We start from the raw sequence: 18,069 nt of genomic DNA, 5'->3' as shown, positions 1-18,069 counted from the left end.
GGGTTTACTATATGAAAGAAACGATCACAATTATTTATCCCCCCGCAATTGACTACAAGTTCATGCACCAAAGGCCGCAACAAATGATGAAGGTGCTTGCTGTACTGGGAGCCAATGTATTATTTATTAACCCGGAAACATTTTTCAAACAAGATAAGCCAATAGAGCTTCCATTTCCTTCTCTCCCCAATTTCAAGGTTGTCAAAAAGGATGTCGATATATCACCTTTCCTTGTGGGCAAAGTAGTTCTTTGGTGTGCAGTCAATCAAGGAAAAGAAATAAACCGCCTGAAGCCAGATTTGACCATTTTCGACTCATGCGACCTTCCTTCAGATGAGTTTGCGGTATGGAAAGATCTAATTCCCGAAATGGAAAAGAAGTGCGACATTATTTTTGCTACTTCTAAGTCTATTTATCAATCCCATAAAAAAAAGAGAAAAGACGTATGGCTACTGCCAAACGGAGCGGATTTCGACCATTTTAGAGTAGCATCCACTCCAATTGGTGATCGGCCAAAGGATTTACCAGTCACAAAAGGCAAGCCTCTAATAGGTTATTACGGTGCCATTTATTCGTGGCTGGATGTGGAAGTAATTAAGAAAATAGCCTCTCGTTATCCCGTTGTCCTTATAGGTTCAAAGATCATCGAAATTAATCATCCGAATATTAAGGTTCTTGACATGAAGTTTTATGAAGATTTGCCACAATACCTTAGTTGGTTTGACTTAGCAATTATTCCTTTTAAAATGACCAAAATGATTAAAGCGACAAATCCTATTAAATTTTTTGAATATCTGTCTGCCGGAAAACCTGTAGTAAGTGCCCCGCTGCCAGAACTGGAAATATACAAGCATTTATGCTTCTTTGCCGATGAAAATACTGTTTTGGAAAAGATTCAGGATGCAATTGATACGAACACCCTGGAAAAGGTTAGTGAAAGGCAAAAAGCTGCAAGTGAAAATTCTTGGTTAGACCGTGGAAAGGAAGCCTTGAGGATAATTAAACAAAAATTAAATGAAAAAACTTGATTCCTGGCTCTAAAAATAATGTCTCTCAATCTGCAAATTTAAAGAAGGGAGGAAACAACCAAATTGCAAACCGAGTTATGGGGAAGGTATGAAGTCAATTTAGTCCAAGAAGGGTATGGGGGAACAAGTTCTGTATATTTTGGTTTTGATCCACTCTATCAAAGAAAAGTTGCCATAAAAAAGATGCCGGATATAACCCTTGGATTAAAAGAAGCATGGATTATGAACATCTACGGACTAAACGAACGGCTTGTGGAATTTTACGATTTTTTCATCCATGATAATCATGCGTGTATTGTCATGGAGCTACTCAACGTCAATGAATTTGACACTCTTGGTCAAAAGGAAGCTGTCCAAGTTACGGTCAATATTCTCAAAGGATTACAGTACCTTCACTCAAAAGGTATCATACATGCCGATATCGCTCCCAGTAATATCATCCTAACAAACAATAAAACGCTGAGTCTTAAAATTATTGATTTTGAATCTGCACGATTAAAAGACTCTGAAGGCGTTTTCAGGGGGGATGTGAAGAACTGGATTTTCGCACCATCTTCTTCTAAAGAAATAGATGACAGTTATGACCTTTATTCAGCTGCTGCAGTATGTACGTATATTTTAACAGGAGATGTCAAGGCACAAAAGATCAAGCACGCTAAACTAAAAGAAATATTAGAGAAAGCAATGCGTGAGGATCCTAAACGGCGATACCGGAAAGCCACGGATTTTATAAAAGCCCTGGAAGAATTATAGTTTTTACGATTAAAAAGTGGGGAGGTGTGCATGAAATGGCTGATAAACTTTTAGTTGTAGCACACCCGGACGACGAACTTCTTTTTGGCGGTGGAGAATTAATAAAAGAATCAGGCTGGAAGGTCATATGTGTAACAAACGGGGGGAACGTGCAGAGGGCGAAGGAATTCACTCACGTAATGAACATAGTAAAAGCAGAACATGAAATTTGGGATTTTCCAGATGAGTGGAAAGGAGATTTTGACAGAAAACTGCTTAGCCGAAAACTTAAAAAAATCCTGGATGAAAATAAATTTACAAAAATCGTTACACATAATTTAAAGGGCGAGTATGGGCATACTCAGCATATAGCCCTCTCCCAAGTCCTTCATGACCTTGTAAAGGAAAATTTATATGTCTTTGGCTTTGGTGACCAAAAGCTTTCCCCAGACATTTACAGAAAAAAGCTAGCACTCCTCCATCACTATTCCCTTTTTAAGCTTCAGAAAGATTATTTCTTAACTTTAAGAGAATTGAAATACGAGCAAATTCATAAAGTTTACTAAACTCTTCGGTAAAGAATTTAAAAAAACGCATAGCCTAAAAGGGGGAATATTGTTGAGAATTGTTATGCTGGCAGATCATTTAGTTTTTGGAGGATTGGAAACCCATATCGTAACAATAATTAATGGACTAACCGAGCTTGGTCATGAAGTTCTTCTTTATGTTGCATCTTGCTCCTCCTCAATCCTCTCGCAAATCTCTCCCGACAATTTTACATTCTTAAGTTGGTCTGAGGATTCCATCGAGGAAATAAAAAGGTTCAATCCGGATATCGTACACTCGCATCCGTTTACAGCGATCATTAAAGGGAAAGAAATCGCTGCTATGCTTCAAAAGCCTTTAGTTGTAACCATGCACGGGCTATACGATTTTGGTTTTGATGATTCTCCACTCGGCAATGAAATCAGCCAAAGTGTAAAAAGGATTATTGCTGTTGACTATAGAGTGGCGCTGCATTTGCTCAACAACGTTGTAGAACCCGAGAAGATTTCAATCATAAGGAATGGCATTAATTTTGATATCTTCCATCCTAGGAAAAAGGATAAGCACCTGATGAAGGAGCTTGGATTGAATCGTGACGGGTTTACCATTTCACTCATCAGCCGATTTGATGATGAGAAGGAAAAACCAATCATCCAATTCTTAAGGTGCATTCCCGAATTATCAAAAAGCTCGGGTAATTTGAATATCCTTATTGTTGGTGATGGAGGAAAGTTGAAAGAAGTCCAAAACGCCTTTCCAAAAAGAATACGGCAAGGTGTCCAAATCAAGTTAATAGGCTGGGAGGAAAAAATAGAAGATATTTATAATATTTCAGATTTAGTTTTTGGAAGCGGTCGGGTTGCGTTGGAAGCGCTATCATGTAAGGCGCCAGTCTATGCGATGTGGGAAGGATTTGGGGAGCTTATAGGCAATAACAACCATGATGCTGTAATGATGGGAAGTACTTTTAAACAAGTACACGACTTCGAACTACTGTCCAGCGTAGCCAAACTGATCAAGAATCCAAAGGTGCTAAATCAGGCTGCACAAGAAGGTTTTGAAGTAGTCCGCAGGCATTATGATTGTAAAGTAGTTGTGAACCAATTGGTACGTATATATGAACAATATAGCAAGGTAAATAATCATCCAAACGAATCAAATTGATCAAATAGCCTAACACCCCCATTTCTAAAGAAGAATATTATAGGGTAACCCACCTGGTATCTCAGGAGAAAGGAGCTTAACTATGAATCTAGACCATATTAGAAACATGTGGGGTCAGCGAGAAAGCGATGTAAAGGAAATAAACAAATTTGCAAAAATCGGCTTGATTTCCCATAAAGAAAAAGATGAACTTCTAAGAAAGGGAGAAAAAAGCAATTGCGATAAAGACTGCCATTGCGATAAAGACTGCCATTGCGATAAGGACTGTCCTTGCGACAAAGACTGCCATTGCAAGCATTCAAGCAATTGTATATGCTGTATACTTCCGGATTTAGTAAAAGCACATAAAACTCTTCGATTCAGAACAAAAACCGGAGACGAAATAATTGGTACTATTAAGTGTTTTGATAAATGTACAGGATGTATAGTCATTATCCGGCCTGAAATGAAATCCCCAAAACTCCCAGCCGTAGCGGTTATCATTTCTTGCCGGGATATTGAAAGTATTTCTTTTGAGGTCGAAAAAAATAGGCGTTAATTTAAACTAGATTTTGCAGAATGAGATTGGCAAATAAGCCTTTGGATAACTGGGCAGTCCAGTTATCCAAAGGAGGGCCTCTTTGTTATTGTGGTGTAATCTTACTGATCACCGTACCAAAAAACAATGAGGTTCCTTTTTTAATTTTCAAAATGGTTCTTTGCCGGAAAAATGCTGGGTTACTCTATTATAAGCAGTTTTAAAATTGCTTTAGCCTTATCATTCCAAGTGTTTTTCCGAGCCTCTTTCTGGAGCGCATCCTTAAGATGCACGTCGCTCTTTGCAGATAAAGCATATTCCACTTTTTCCAAAAAATCAGTATGGTTATTAGCGACGAAAACGGTCTTATATTTGAGGCATTCTGGCAAGGCGGTTGTCACAATCGGGCGGCCCACAGCCATATACTCAAATAGCTTGATTGGAGAGGTGGAAATCGTTACCTCATTAATCAGGAACGGAATAACCGAAATATCAAACTTTTGGGCGTAGAAAGGCAGTTGGTCATAGGGAACGGCTCCTAGGTAATGAACATTAGGATAAGCTAACAATCGGCTTTTGTTAATGCTTTGATCATAATCCAAGCCAATCAGGACAAGTTGATAATCTACTTTGCTTTGTGCAAGCTTTTCCATGAGATCATAATCGAACCAACTTGCCAGCGCTCCGAAATACCCGATAATCGGCTTTTTCTCATTGATGATATGATCCATTAAAGGAGTACGGCTATCCTTTGCTTTTTCGCTGAAGTGGAGATAATCTACTCCATTGGTAATGAGGGCGCTGCGAATAGGTTCCCTAGTATCTAAAATGTCTTTGTAAAGCTTATCTGCAGTCGCGATAACGTAACAGGATGGATCGGAAAGGATACACGAATGCCTTTCCATAATGCGCCGGGAAATTGGGATACCGGATATTGCCGGCGACAGTTCATCAATGTATTCATATAGCAGCTCAAAGCCTCGCTCAATACATTCTCTGACAAACTCATTTCCCCTAGTTAAATCCCCTGAATATAAATGGACAATTACCCTGTTGCTCAGATCTTGCAAAAAGGAAAAGACAGCATCCTCAATTACAGGATCTTTCATATTAACCAAAAAACAATGGGGAGAAATTTCTTCAATTGTATCAACTTGATCATAAACATTCGCCGTTCCAAAAAGGTACAATACACCTTCCTTGGCAAGATTTAAGGCGATATGCTGAGGGCGTTGAAAAAGGGGAATATTCCAATCAAGCAGGGAAGGGAATACGAAAATAGTTTTTTCTGGTTGACTTTCGAGGATTGTTTCCAATTTTTTTAGGATTTCTTTTTTAATAGGTGAAGTGGAGTTATAAGTTCCCCACTTATCAATTTTTTTTCTGCACTCCAGATTCTCTCTTAGCCGTTCTAGTTCTGAATACCGTTTATCCATTACCAAGCACCCCCAATCAATCGACATAGTCATGAAAACAATTTGTTTGTATTAGTGGGAAACAGTGATTTTTTAATCGCCTGTTATCAGAATCAGAAGTATGGTGGGGATGTGGGTAACGGATATATACATAATGATTAGGAGTAGAAGCATACATCCGTATGCCGAGTTTTTTACAATTATCCAAAAAAGCAGTATCTTCCCCTAATGAAACAGGTTGGAACTTCACTCTCTCTGCTACCGTCTTTTTAAAAATCAGAGTTGAACCAGCCAGTGTGTCGGATTGGCTTTGGATAAATTTGTTTTCCTTCCCCGGAAACAGCAATGACAGTAGCTGATCCTCCATAAAATAGATAAAGAGAGATTGTTTCCCGATTATGTCTGCATCCTTTTCTTCCATTGTTTTAAGCGCTTCGGAAAGGTAGCGGGGACCATAATAATCGTCGTCATCAAATTTGGCAATAATATTGTATTTTGCGTGCCGGATCGCTTCATTCAAACAAGTACCAAGGGACTCTTCCTTTGGAGAATATAATAGTTTTATAAGCGGGTTATCAACCACTCCATCGCTCGCATTATCAGTAAAGCCATGCAAGACAAGGACTAGTTCTTTTTCTTCAATATCTTGATTTTCAAAATTGCGGATGATATTTTGAAGAAAACATGGTCTATTCGTGGATGTGATGATTGATACCACACTATTCCCCCCTGGACGTTTACATATCCTTTTATTTTTATGAAATAGGTGAATGAAAAATGCTTTCAATACATGCCAAATATTTGAACAATGTATGAAACAAGGAAATTCATGGAAGTGGTGATGGGAATTGATCTAGTTTTTCACTTTTTTATAAGGAATTGATTAAATGGCTATAAATGGTACCTGGTCGAGGGGAAGATTATTATTAGCAGAACAAAAAGAAAAAAATCGAATTCTATATAATAAGGGATAACTCAGGCAATATTGTTGGAAGAATTAGTTTAGTTGATATTGATACAACCGATAATGTGGCGGAAGTTGGTTTTAGAGTAGGTAAAGAATATGTGGGAAGGAACTAAAGCCCATCTATTATTAAAAAACTAATTCAATTTAAAAAAGAAAAAAGAAAAACAACAATAAATAATATGCATTCCAAAAGGTTTTAAAAAAATGGTTTTAAACAAGTCTGTATAAGTGATGATGTGTTCGAAATGAATGGTCAAAAGTTGAAGTTTATACATTACATTTGGGTATGCTAAAGAATAGATTACGTTTTCTGAAAAATTTTCCAACCTCCAGAAATAATTATACATTTTAATCACATAGTTGACCGGCCTCTAAAGAGGCATCGAACAATTACTAAAAAAATAACCTCACAATTTTTGGTTTGAACATCCAATCCACCATCCTAAGTTTATTCTATATAATTATATCAAATTAACGCGGTGAATTATTGAAGTAAATAAATAAAAATAAAGGCTGTCGAGAGTTTCTCAACAGCCTGGGCGGCTGCAATGGCAGCCGCCTTTTTTAGCGCCATTCATAAGGGGTTTGCTGGTACACATAATAGTTCAGCCAATTTGAAAAGAATAAATGGGCATGGGAACGCCACCTGTTGACAGGAGGCTTGACGGGGTTGTCTCCAGGGAAATAATACTGGGGCACATGAATATCAAGACCCTTTTCCCTGTCTCTAGCGTATTCTTCAGCCAGTGTGTCCGTTTCATACTCGAGATGGCCTGTGACCATTATTTGTTTGCCGTCAGCAGAAGAGATGATGAACGCCCCTGCTTCGCCGGATGCTGCCAATAACTTTAAACCAGGATGCCCGCTGATTTCACTTTCTGGAACATCAGTGTAGCGGGAGTGCGGTGCGAAGAAGATATCATCAAAACCTTGAAGCAGTTTTTCATGCCTGTCCAATACCTGGTGGGAATAAACTCCGGAGCACTTTTTCGGCAGTTCTTCTTTTCCAATATTGAAATGATGATAGAGTGCAGCCTGCGCGCCCCAGCATATATGGAGTGTTGAAGTAACATTCCGCTTTGTCCAATCGAGAATTTGTTTTAATTCCTCCCAATACTGTACTTGTTCAAACTTAAGCAGCTCGACAGGCGCTCCTGTAATGATCATACCATCAAATTTTTTATCCCGAATGTCTTCAAAGGTCGTGTAAAATTGTTCGAGGTGCAGTCTGCTGGTATGCTTTGGTACATATGTAGCCGTTTTTAAAAAAGTGATATTAACTTGGAGCGGCGTATTGCCAAGGAGACGGAGAAACTGGGCTTCAGCTTTCTCTTTTTCAGGCATCAGATTCAGAATCAAAATATTCAATGGCCGGATATCCTGGTGTTCTGCCCGGTCATTGTCCATGATGAAAATATTTTCCTCTTCAAGGATACTTCTTGCAGGTAAAAGCTTTGGTATATTGATTGGCAAAATGTCTGCCCCCTTTCTGGCGATTTTCAATAACACTAATTATAATCTTGAAAGAAGTTGCAGGCAATTCAAGAATTGAGAATTTTTTAATAATAATAAAAGGGACGCGTAAACTACGCGCCTGATGGTACAATAAGTTTGTACAAAATAGCATAGTCAGAAGCGGGGGAAGGGAAATGGAAACAAGCACAATAGTCAAGTCCGACTTGGAAATTGCCCGGGAGAGCGTGATAAAGCCAATCGTGGATGTGGCGGCCGGAATCGGCCTGTCTCCAGATGATCTTGAGCTCTACGGAAAATACAAAGCAAAAATCTCTTTTGATACCCTTGAAAAGCTAAAAACTAAAACTGAAGGAAAAGTTATCCTCGTCACTGCAATCAGTCCAACTCCAGCGGGCGAAGGTAAATCTACTGTGACAGTAGGACTCGCCGACGCACTTAACAGGGTCGGAAAGAAAACAATGGTTGCCATGCGTGAACCTTCCCTTGGCCCTACAATGGGAATAAAAGGAGGAGCGACGGGCGGAGGATATGCACAAGTATTGCCAATGGAGGATATCAACCTTCATTTCACCGGCGATTTACATGCCATTACAACCGCCAACAATGCATTGGCGGCTTTAATCGATAACCATCTCCAGCAGGGAAATGAGCTTCGGATCGATCAGCGCCGAATTGTTTGGAAGCGTGCACTTGACATGAATGACCGTGCTCTAAGGAAAGTGGTGATTGGCCTGGGCGGACCGGTACAAGGCGTACCTCGTGAGGATGGATTCGATATTACCGTCGCATCAGAAATCATGGCAGTTCTCTGTCTTGCCTCAGATCTTCAGGATTTGAAAAAGAGGCTTTCCCGTATGGTCATCGCCTATAACACGGACAGGCAGCCGGTCACAGTCGAGGACCTTGGAGTGGAAGGCGCGCTTGCTTTACTGCTCAGGGACGCGGCGAAGCCTAACCTTGTCCAGACGATCGAGCATACACCTGCACTTATCCACGGCGGCCCGTTTGCGAATATCGCCCATGGCTGCAATAGCGTTATTGCAACAAGAGCTGCCTCAAAGCTTGCTGACTTTGTTGTTACGGAAGCTGGATTTGGTGCAGACCTTGGAGCCGAGAAGTTCCTGAATATCAAGACGCGTGCGGCAGGTATTGCGCCAGCAGCTGTGGTCATCGTTGCCACTATAAGGGCTTTAAAGATGCATGGCGGCGTGCCGAAAAAGGAATTGGCCGCTGAGAACATCTCAGCGCTGAAAAAAGGCTTTGCCAACCTTAAAAAGCATACTGAGACCATTGAACAATTCGGACTCCCATACGTTGTAGCTATTAATCGCTTTATTCATGACACAGAAGAAGAAACAAAAACGCTGCTCGAGATGTGTAAATCTGAAAGCATTCCAGCCGCTGTGACAGAGGTTTGGGAAAAAGGCGGTGAAGGCGGCGCAGAGCTTGCCGGGCAAGTATTAAAAGCAATCGATGACAAAAAAGCTAATTTTGCTCCGCTTTATGACCTTTCAGATTCCATCGAAGAAAAAATCGCAAGCATTGCCTTCAAGGTATATGGCGCAACTACTGTCGACTTTTCAACAAAAGCAAAAAAGCAGCTCGCAGAATTTGAACATCATGGCTGGGGAGTTTTACCTGTCTGCATGGCGAAAACGCAATATTCCCTGTCCGATGACCCGCAAAAACTGGGCAGGCCAGAAGGCTTTACAATCACAGTCCGTGAGCTTAAGCCTTCAATTGGTGCCGGTTTTATCGTGGCATTGACCGGTGACGTCATGACAATGCCTGGTTTGCCAAAGCAGCCAGCTGCCTTGAAAATGGATATTGATGAACAGGGAAATGCTTCCGGCTTGTTTTAATAAATATTAGAAGTGCCGGCCAGCCTTCCAAAGGCTGGCCTTGCACTTTCTTTAAGGAAAAGTGTGGTGATTCCATGTTTGACCCAACTGCTTTTGAAAATATTAAAGTCGTAGTGGAAGGCGCTATTTATGACAGAGACCTTGACGGGGAAATTCTAGTGATAGATCGGAATGACATTGTCAATCTTTCAAAGATGTCCCGGAAGTACACAGTTTCTTTCCATTTACGACAGTCCGGAAGCCAAGGGATTTTTGCTGTTATTTCGATAAACTCTGAATTGGAAAACCTTGCGGCAGAGCTTTTGGAAAATCAGCCACAGCATCTCGCGGGATGTGCTGTAGATATATCTTTTCACTTTAGGAATAAGAATGATGAAAAGACATTCGCTGGCATCCATCATATACTGACAAGTATTTGGGGAAGTGAAAGAACAGTGACTCAGCGGATTGAAGCAGATCCATTCGTGGAAGAAGAAACGGTTGCAAACACGGCATTTGTATCGTTTAATCGTTTGGTGCTTGAAGACCACATTGAGGATCTTTCTGATATGGTCGAGTATATGGTCACTTCATTAAAAAAGCTGGGAGAACTGATACTAAATCATTCATAACCGGGGGAAATGAAAATGGGCGTATACGATTTTGAAGCAAAAACGCTTGAAGGAGCCCTGGTAAGTCTCGATCAATTCGAGGGCAAGGTGCTGCTGATCGTCAATACTGCAAGTAAATGTGGCTTCACTCCTCAGTACCGCGAGCTTCAGGAATTATATGAACGATACAGAGATAAGGGTTTTGAAGTTTTGGGCTTCCCCTGCAATCAATTTGGTTATCAGGAACCGGGTGATGAAGGGCAGATTTCTGATTTTTGCCAGCTGAATTATGGCGTTTCTTTTCCAATGTTTGCAAAAATAGATGTTAAAGGGACTGAAGCCCACCCGTTGTTTTATTACTTAACCGAACATGCACCGGGAATGCTTGGAACAAAATCAGTAAAATAAAACTTTACAAAATTCATCAACGACCGGTCCGGAGATGTGGTCAGCAGGCATGCACCTGCCGCAAAGCCAGCAGATCTTTCCGCGAAGATTGAAAAATGGCTATAAGCGAATCTCTGCCATGTTGGCAGAGGTTTTGTCAAGTAATTGGGAATCATATGATTAGAAGGAGGCGCATATATGAAAAAGATTGCCTGGGTGACGGACAGTACAGCCTATTTGGATGAGTCCATGAAAAGTCACCCTGATGTTTACCAAGTACCAATGTCCATCATAATGGATGGAAAAGAATATATGGATGGAATTGACCTTGGTCCTGAAGAGCTGTATTCGCGGCTCAAAACCCTGGACTCGCCCCCTACTACGTCACAGCCTGCGATAGGAGCTTTCAGGGAACTTTATGAAAAGCTTGGCGAGGAGTACGATCAGGTGATTTCAATTCTGGTGTCAGCAAAGCTAAGCGGAACGGTAGAGTCCAGCCGCCAGGCGGCACAGCTGCTTGAGATCCCGGTTTTAACCATCGATTCCAAGATCATGTCATACCCGTTGACAGTGTTGATCAAGAAGGGAATGGAGCTTGCAGCGAAAGGCCAGTCACCCGAAGAAATTCGCTTAAGGCTAGAAGAGATTAGGGATGCAACGGATACATATGTTCTGATCGGTAGCCTGGAACAGCTTCATAGGAGCGGGAGGATGACAGGGGCAAAATTCTTCCTTGGTAGCATGCTGAATATTAAGCCGATCATCTCTATTAAAGATGGCGTGCTTGATATTAAAGAGAAGGCTCGAAGCGAAAAGAAAGCGAAGGAAAAAATAGCCAATCTTTTGAAAGCTGCGAACGAAGACCGTCCTCTAGAGGAAGTTTGGCTTCTTTATGGTCTTCACCGTGAAGTTGCTGAAGAGTGGAAAAGGGAGCTTGAGAAAGACTTTCCGGAAACCAGGTTTGAGAGCTATCCGCTGGCAGCTGTTATCGGAGTGCATGCTGGAGAACATACTCTTGGATTGAGCTGGAACACGAAGATTTAAAAAGTGCTGCTTCAATAGCAGCGCTTTTTTTATGGAAGGCCATTCCCCGGGTGTGGAATATCTCCCCCTTCGTGGTAAAATAGCACAGAAGGATGAGGAGGTGTTTGCTGATGGAGGAAATCATCAGGAACACAGAAGACTTTGTCAGGAAAGTATTGGGAAAAGATACATCAGGGCATGATTGGTATCACATTGACAGGGTCAGGAAAAATGCGCTGTCCATTTGTAAGCTTGAAAACGACGGAAATCGGTTTATCATTGAAATGGCTGCCCTCCTGCATGATATTCCCGATGAAAAGCTGAATGATTCGGAAGAAACAGGGTGGAAGAGGCTGAAATGTTATATAGATTCGCTGATGCTTCCCGCCGAGATTTCAAGCCGGATTATTGATTGTATAGATACAGTTTCTTTCAAGGGCGGAACCAATAAAGAACCGGAGACAATCGAGGCAAAAATAGTGCAGGACGCAGACCGCCTTGATGCAATGGGTGCGATTGGAATCGCGAGGACTTTTGCCTATGGAGGGAAAAAAAGCCGGGCGATTTATGATCCAGGACTGCCTGTTCGTGAAAGTATGACTGCTGCCGAATATCGCTCAGGGAACAGTTCGTCCATCCATCATTTTTATGAGAAACTGCTAAAGCTGAAAGACAGGATGAATACAGATTCAGCAAGACTCCTTGCCGAAAAGCGCCATCATGTCATGGAGGACTTTCTTGAACAATTTTACAGTGAATGGAATGGTAAAGCATGAAAATGATTTCAGTTGAAAATATGACAAAATCTTATGGAGAAAAAGTACTTTTCCATGATATTTCCTTTACGATTGGAGAACGGGAACGAGCAGGGCTTATTGGTGTAAACGGAACAGGAAAATCCTCATTACTTAAAATCGTCGCAGGTGTGGATTTGTCCGATTCAGGAGATATTGTCTGCGCCAAGGATTACAGAATTTCATATCTTTCGCAGGAACCGGAGCTTGATCCGGAATTGACTGTTCTTGAGCAGGTGTTTTTTGGAGATGCCCCTATTCTGCAGCTGATGAAGGAGTATGAAACCACGCTTTTAAAACTCGAGGAAGACCCCGACAATACCCTCGTACATGACAATTTGTTCAAGCTTCAGCAGGAAATGGACATTGCGGATGGCTGGGATGTCAATACTGCTGCCAAAACGATTCTGACAAAGCTTGGCATCAACGATTTTGGCAAACGGACTGGTGAGCTTTCCGGCGGCCAGAAAAAACGTGTCGCGCTCGCCCGTGTTTTGATTCAGGCGCCTGATTTGCTGATCCTTGATGAACCGACGAACCATTTAGACCATGAAACGATCAAGTGGCTTGAGGACTATTTGGGCCGTTATATGGGCAGTGTCCTTCTCGTGACCCATGACCGTTATTTCCTTGACCGGGTTACTAACCGTATTTTTGAACTAGATGCCGGCTCGCTGTACAGCTATAAGGGAAACTATGCCAGCTTTCTGGAGGCAAAAGCGGTTCGTGAAGAAAACGAGTCAGCGACGCTTGAAAAAAAGAAAAATTTATTCCGTCGAGAGCTAGAATGGATCAGACGGGGAGCCAAAGCGAGATCAACGAAACAAAAAGCTAGGATTCAGCGGTTTGAAGAACTCGAGAATCATGTTTCATCCGGCAAGGCAGGAGAGAAGCTGGATATGGCTCTTGGCGGCAGCAGGCTTGGAAAACAAGTGCTTGAATTAAAGCATGCTTCCAAAAAGTTTGCGGACAAGGTTATACTCAATGATTTCAATATGCTGATCAAGCCCGGAGACCGGCTTGGCATTATCGGCAGAAATGGAACGGGCAAAACAACCTTGCTTAATATTCTCGCTGGAAGAATCCCGCTTGACTCTGGAGAACTTGAAACAGGTCAGACTGTAAAAATCGCCTACTACACCCAGGAAAATGAGGATCTGGATGAAAGCAAGCGAATGATCGAATATTTAAAGGAAACCGCTCAGGTCGTCCATACGACGGACGGGAAAGTGATTTCAGTCGCACAAATGCTTGAAAGATTCCTATTTCCTCCTTTTACGCATGGTTCACTAATTAGGAAGCTTTCGGGAGGAGAGAAACGGAGATTATACCTTCTCAAGCTTCTCCTAGAGGAACCGAATGTCCTTTTGCTCGATGAGCCGACAAATGACCTTGATACACAAACACTTACTGTCCTTGAAGATTATCTCGAAGACTTCCCGGGAGTCGTCATTACAGTTTCCCATGACCGCTATTTCCTTGATAAGGCGGTTGACCAGCTTCTTGTCGTCGAAGGAGAGGGGGAAATTTCACTAGTTTTTGGCAATTATACAGAATTCCTTGAAAAAGAGGCCGGAAAAATGCCGGAAGAGCCTGCAGCCAAAAAAGAAAAGGCTGCTCCCGAAGAAAGGCCGAAGAAAAAGAAGCTGACATATAATGAAAAGCGTGAATGGGAAGAAATGGAGGGAAAAATTACTGCTGCAGAGGCAAGGCTTGAGGAAATCAGCCTCGAGATGGGGAATACCGGAAGCGATTTTGAAAAAGCCCAAAGCTTGATGAAGGAAGAAGAATGCCTGAATCAAGAACTTGAACATCTCATTGAAAGATGGAGTTACCTTGAAGAGCTGGTGGGCGGAAATTAACCCATTAGCCTATAATAATAGAATACTGCCCTTGATACAAGGAGGTTATTCGAAGGCTTTTCAACAGTCTGATACAAAAAAACCAGAGAGCAATGCTCCCGGGTTTTTTTGTATATTAGTTTGGCAGCCTTAAATCGTTATCCTTAATTTTGCCGAATCTTTTAAGCAAGTAATATATCCCGAATGAAATGGCTGCGGGGACTGCAACATATGTGACAAGCATCGCCGGGATGATAAAACCAGGGCTGTAGGAGGTCAAAAGCTGCAGTGGCGCTACAAAGGAACTTAGCCCCATGCCGGCGATTTCTTTTCCTGCCTCAATTTTAAAAACCAACGCCGAAATGGGTCCGACGATTGCGCTGGCAATCAGTGTTGGAACAAGAATATAAGGGTTCTTCGTAATGTTTGGGAGCTGGATTTTTGGTGTGCATATTCCTTGAGCCAAAACACCTCCCAGTTGATTTTCTTTCCAGGAAATTACAGAAAATCCCACGAAATGTGCTGCACAGCCGGCCAATGCAGCCCCTCCTGCGATTCCGCTTAAATCAAGAGCCATAGCTAGAGCTACAGATGAGGCTGGTGATATCAGGAACAGTCCCCATACGACAGCCAATATGACAGAAGAGAGCAAAGGGTTGCCGGATGTTGATAATTTGATGATTTCACCTACTGATGTTAATACAGGGGCAATGACCGTTGATAGCCATAGTCCTGCAAACCCCGCAGCCAAAATTGTCCCGGCAGGCACGATCATCATATCGAGAGATGTTTTCCCGCTTAGCCTCTTTCCGATATATGTGGCAAGAGTCGCTGTGAGCAAAGCACCAATCGGTTCACCTGCTTTAATCAGGACACCAGCTTCAGTTATGCTCAAAGCACCAGCTCCGACTGCGGCTGCAATCATGGCGGAGAAAATAACTAGTGCATTTGCTCCCAGCATAAGCGCAATCCCCGCACCAACTGCAGGTGCCATTAAAGAAGTGGCAATGGTACCGATTTGTACAAGCGCATCAATTCCAAAGTTAGTACCAATATTTTTTATCAGGAGGCCGATTCCAAGTGTCACAAAGATACCCTGGGCTATTCCTGTGGATGCTTTGAAAATTCTCGGCATAATATATTCTTTCATTTTGTAACGCCTTCTCTCTTAAAGATGGGTGATGTATTAACGTGTTACTGATACTTCGCTTGTGTAGCCAATACTGTCCATATATTCCCTTAATACTGCGTTGGATTTAGCGAACTTTAACTGTTCATCTTCTGAAAGGTTAAGTTCAACAACTTCTTTAACACCTTCTCGGGTAATAATGGCAGGAACACCTGTGCAAAGATTTGTTTCCCCGTATTCTCCATCCAAAATACAAGACAAGGCAATAATGCTATGATCATCGTTAAAGATGGATTTTGTGATAAAGGCCAAGGCATTTCCAATTCCATAATACGTAGTGCCTTTTCGCTTAAGGATCTCAAATCCTACCTTTTTAACATCTTCCACGATTTGGTCTAAATCGACTTCACCCAATTCATCCTTATGCTCCTCAAGGATTTGGCAAAAGGGTTTTCCACCGACGGTAACATGTGACCACGCTGCAAATTGAGAATCACCGTGTTCGCCCATTGTATAACCATGAATGCTTCGCGGATCAACACTCAACATCTCGGAAAGATAGGTTTTAAGTCTGGAAGAATCTAGGGATGTTCCTGTTCCAATAACTCTGTTTCGTGGCAGTCCTGAAAGTTTCCAAACATGGTAGGTAATGATATCTACAGGATTAGAAGCAATAAGGAATATGCCATTAAACCCGCTGGCCATTATTTGAGGGATCATTTCTCCCATAATCTTTGCGCCAATCCCTAGTGTGTCGAGACGTGTTTGACCTGGTTTTGGAGGGGGGCCGGCTGTAATGATAATCACTTCCACATCACCCATGTCTTTATATGAACCAGCATGAACTTTTGTCCTAGATGGTGTGAAATCAATGCAATGTGAGAGGTCTAGAGATTCACCGATTGCTCTTTCCGAATTAATATCAACCATTAATAATTCATCGCAAATTCCCTGGTTTACGATTGAATAGGCTGCACTGGATCCTACAAGCCCTGTTCCGATAATGGCAACTTTCCTAACGTGTTTTCCCATTTGTGTCATCTCCTAAAGTCAGTAGTAAATACCGTGTGGTACTTTGTGATATTACTAAAAAAGTTTTCTTAAATAATAAATTGTGAGTTATATAACAGGTATATCGTATAACTAAGTTGTTAATGGTGCAATGTCAGATAGCGCTTTCAATGTGAAGAAAGAATGACGGGAATGTGACGGAAAACCAAACGTAAATAGAATATTTTGTTTTTTGAAATAACATTATAGGTATTTGAATTTTCTGGGTTAGTCTCTGGGGACAGTTTACCTACCGATACATAAAGCGCATCAAATGACCGTAAAAGGTGTCTATGCTACAATAAAGTAATCTAATTTTGCTACCAGGGGGTGGGATTTTGAGAATTATTTCTATTGAACCGACACCAAGCCCGAATACAATGAAAATCAATCTCGATGAGGAACTTCCAATGGGGAAGAGCCAAAACTATAAAAAAGGAACCAAAGATGGCGCACCCGAGGTGATTCAGAGAATCCTTGAAATTGTTGGAGTGAAGGGAGTCTACCATGTGGCCGACTTTCTCGCAGTGGAACGGAATGCCCGCTTTGATTGGAAAGCGATACTTGCTGAAGTAAGGAGTGCATTCGGACAGGATACAGATGAAGAAAATAATGGCCAGGCGAAACTTGATGAGCATTTCGGCGAAGTCAAGGTCCAGGTCCAAGTTTATAAAGGTGTCCCCATGCAAGTGAAATTGACGGATGGGAATGAGGAGCGTCGGTTTGGTCTTCCTGAAATTTTTTCCAGGACTGTTGTGTTGGTGCAGAGTCCTGATGATAATATTGTCATGGTCAGGCGTTGGAAAGATCTTGGAGTCCGATATGGAGACTTGGAGCAAGTCGGGAACGAAGTAACCGAAGAGCTGGTTGCGGCCTATTCGCCCGATCGGCTTGCCAGAATGGGGTGTCCGGAACAAGCGCCGCAGGACGGCAGAACTGCAAAAGCAAAAAGGTCTGTAACACTTGAGGATTTAAGCAATGACGACTGGAAAGTGCGCTATCAGCTGATGGAACAGATGGAAGACCCTTCGCTGGACGATCTCTCGCTTCTCGAAAAAGCACTAGATGATGAAAAGGCGTCCATTCGGCGTCTTGCGGCAGTATACCTGGGGATGATTGAAGACAAAAAAGTTTTGCCGCTTCTATACAAGGCCTTAAAAGATAAGACCGTAACGGTGCGGAGGACAGCGGGCGACTGCCTGTCTGACTTGGGCTTTCCTGAAGCAGCACCCTATATGGCAGAAGCCCTAAAGGATGTCAGCAAGCTTGTGCGCTGGAGAGCGGCCATGTTTTTGTATGAAGCAGGTGATGAAACAGCCTTGCCTGCCCTGAAAGAGGCACAGCAAGATCCGGAATTCGAGGTTAGCATGCAGGCAAGTCTGGCAGCAGCAAGGATTGAACATGGAGAAGAAGCAAAAGGGTCGGTCTGGAAGCAAATGACCGAAGCAAGGAAAAACTAATAATAGAGCCTGATTCCAATATTGGAATCAGGCTTTTTTATTTTAAAGGAGATGATTTTCTACCATTTCTTAATGGAAGCGCAATCAT

The 18,069-nt window shown here is 42.1% G+C and carries 16 protein-coding genes and 1 pseudogene; 12 read left to right on the top strand and 5 right to left on the bottom strand.

Features of this window, described 5'->3' with window-relative positions:
- Positions 1-11: 11 nt before the first annotated feature.
- The 5 genes from D1970_RS13720 to D1970_RS22430 all read left to right on the top strand — a co-directional run bounded on the left by D1970_RS13720 (position 12) and on the right by D1970_RS22430 (position 4,008).
- Positions 12-1,028 carry a glycosyltransferase family protein gene (locus D1970_RS13720; RefSeq protein WP_119113439.1) on the top strand — a complete coding sequence of 339 codons (1,017 nt, stop codon included), beginning with the start codon at positions 12-14 and terminating at the stop codon, positions 1,026-1,028.
- A gap of 63 nt (positions 1,029-1,091) precedes the next feature.
- The gene (locus tag D1970_RS13715) at positions 1,092-1,781 is read left to right on the top strand and encodes a serine/threonine protein kinase (RefSeq protein ID WP_119113438.1); all 690 of its coding nucleotides are present in this window, start codon (positions 1,092-1,094) and stop codon (positions 1,779-1,781) included.
- A gap of 35 nt (positions 1,782-1,816) precedes the next feature.
- On the top strand, positions 1,817-2,326 hold the full coding sequence (locus tag D1970_RS13710) for a PIG-L family deacetylase (RefSeq protein WP_119113437.1): 510 nt from the start codon (positions 1,817-1,819) through the stop codon (positions 2,324-2,326).
- A 52-nt stretch (positions 2,327-2,378) separates the two neighbouring features.
- Positions 2,379-3,470, top strand: coding sequence for a glycosyltransferase family 4 protein (locus D1970_RS13705; RefSeq protein WP_119113436.1), 1,092 nt, complete (start codon positions 2,379-2,381; stop codon positions 3,468-3,470).
- Between the two features lie 82 nt (positions 3,471-3,552).
- Positions 3,553-4,008: a hypothetical protein gene (locus D1970_RS22430; RefSeq protein ID WP_119113435.1), complete on the top strand. Its 456-nt coding sequence runs from the start codon at positions 3,553-3,555 to the stop codon at positions 4,006-4,008.
- Positions 4,009-4,187: 179 nt separating this feature from the next.
- Here D1970_RS22430 and D1970_RS13695 read toward each other — a convergent pair whose 3' ends face one another.
- The 3 genes from D1970_RS13695 to metA all read right to left on the bottom strand — a co-directional run bounded on the left by D1970_RS13695 (position 4,188) and on the right by metA (position 7,842).
- Positions 4,188-5,423 carry a glycosyltransferase gene (locus tag D1970_RS13695; protein WP_181213412.1) on the bottom strand — a complete coding sequence of 412 codons (1,236 nt, stop codon included), beginning with the start codon at positions 5,421-5,423 and terminating at the stop codon, positions 4,188-4,190.
- Positions 5,424-5,439: 16 nt separating this feature from the next.
- Positions 5,440-6,120, bottom strand: a complete 681-nt coding sequence (locus tag D1970_RS13690; RefSeq protein ID WP_181213411.1) for a glycosyltransferase family 2 protein — start codon at positions 6,118-6,120, stop codon at positions 5,440-5,442.
- Positions 6,121-6,933: 813 nt separating this feature from the next.
- Complete coding sequence (gene metA / locus D1970_RS13685; protein WP_119113432.1) at positions 6,934-7,842, bottom strand: homoserine O-acetyltransferase MetA; 909 nt, start codon at positions 7,840-7,842, stop codon at positions 6,934-6,936.
- 176 nt (positions 7,843-8,018) lie between these two features.
- Between metA and D1970_RS13680 the strand changes: the two genes are divergently transcribed.
- The 6 genes and pseudogenes from D1970_RS13680 (at position 8,019) to D1970_RS13655 (ending at position 14,363) form a co-directional block, all read left to right on the top strand.
- Entirely contained in the window at positions 8,019-9,707 is a 1,689-nt protein-coding gene (locus tag D1970_RS13680) for a formate--tetrahydrofolate ligase (RefSeq protein ID WP_119113431.1), read from the top strand.
- 74 nt (positions 9,708-9,781) lie between these two features.
- Entirely contained in the window at positions 9,782-10,318 is a 537-nt protein-coding gene (locus D1970_RS13675; protein ID WP_119113430.1) for a hypothetical protein, read from the top strand.
- A 15-nt stretch (positions 10,319-10,333) separates the two neighbouring features.
- Positions 10,334-10,810: pseudogene (locus D1970_RS13670) on the top strand (glutathione peroxidase).
- Between the two features lie 72 nt (positions 10,811-10,882).
- On the top strand, positions 10,883-11,728 hold the full coding sequence (gene fakB / locus D1970_RS13665; protein ID WP_119113429.1) for a fatty acid kinase binding subunit FakB: 846 nt from the start codon (positions 10,883-10,885) through the stop codon (positions 11,726-11,728).
- A 104-nt stretch (positions 11,729-11,832) separates the two neighbouring features.
- Entirely contained in the window at positions 11,833-12,483 is a 651-nt protein-coding gene (locus D1970_RS13660; protein WP_181213410.1) for an HD domain-containing protein, read from the top strand.
- Positions 12,480-14,363 carry an ABC-F family ATP-binding cassette domain-containing protein gene (locus D1970_RS13655; protein WP_119113428.1) on the top strand — a complete coding sequence of 628 codons (1,884 nt, stop codon included), beginning with the start codon at positions 12,480-12,482 and terminating at the stop codon, positions 14,361-14,363. The genes D1970_RS13660 and D1970_RS13655 overlap by 4 nt, the downstream gene beginning before the upstream one ends.
- A 115-nt stretch (positions 14,364-14,478) precedes the next feature.
- Here the strand turns inward: D1970_RS13655 and D1970_RS13650 are convergent, their stop codons facing one another.
- Together D1970_RS13650 and D1970_RS13645 are read right to left on the bottom strand one after the other, a co-directional pair.
- Entirely contained in the window at positions 14,479-15,492 is a 1,014-nt protein-coding gene (locus D1970_RS13650; protein WP_119113427.1) for a PTS sugar transporter subunit IIC, read from the bottom strand.
- Positions 15,493-15,528: 36 nt separating this feature from the next.
- Complete coding sequence (locus tag D1970_RS13645) at positions 15,529-16,503, bottom strand: L-lactate dehydrogenase (RefSeq protein ID WP_119113426.1); 975 nt, start codon at positions 16,501-16,503, stop codon at positions 15,529-15,531.
- Positions 16,504-16,859: 356 nt separating this feature from the next.
- On the opposite strand from D1970_RS13645, the gene D1970_RS13640 reads away from it, so the two are divergent.
- The gene (locus D1970_RS13640; protein WP_119113425.1) at positions 16,860-17,981 is read left to right on the top strand and encodes a conserved virulence factor C family protein; all 1,122 of its coding nucleotides are present in this window, start codon (positions 16,860-16,862) and stop codon (positions 17,979-17,981) included.
- Positions 17,982-18,069 lie beyond the last annotated feature (88 nt).

The organism is Mesobacillus zeae (genome assembly GCF_003570705.1).
Lineage (GTDB): Bacteria > Bacillota > Bacilli > Bacillales > Cytobacillaceae > Mesobacillus_C > Mesobacillus_C zeae.
The sequence above is the reverse complement of the archived record's forward strand: the minus strand, read 5'-3'. Positions and strand labels throughout refer to the sequence as shown.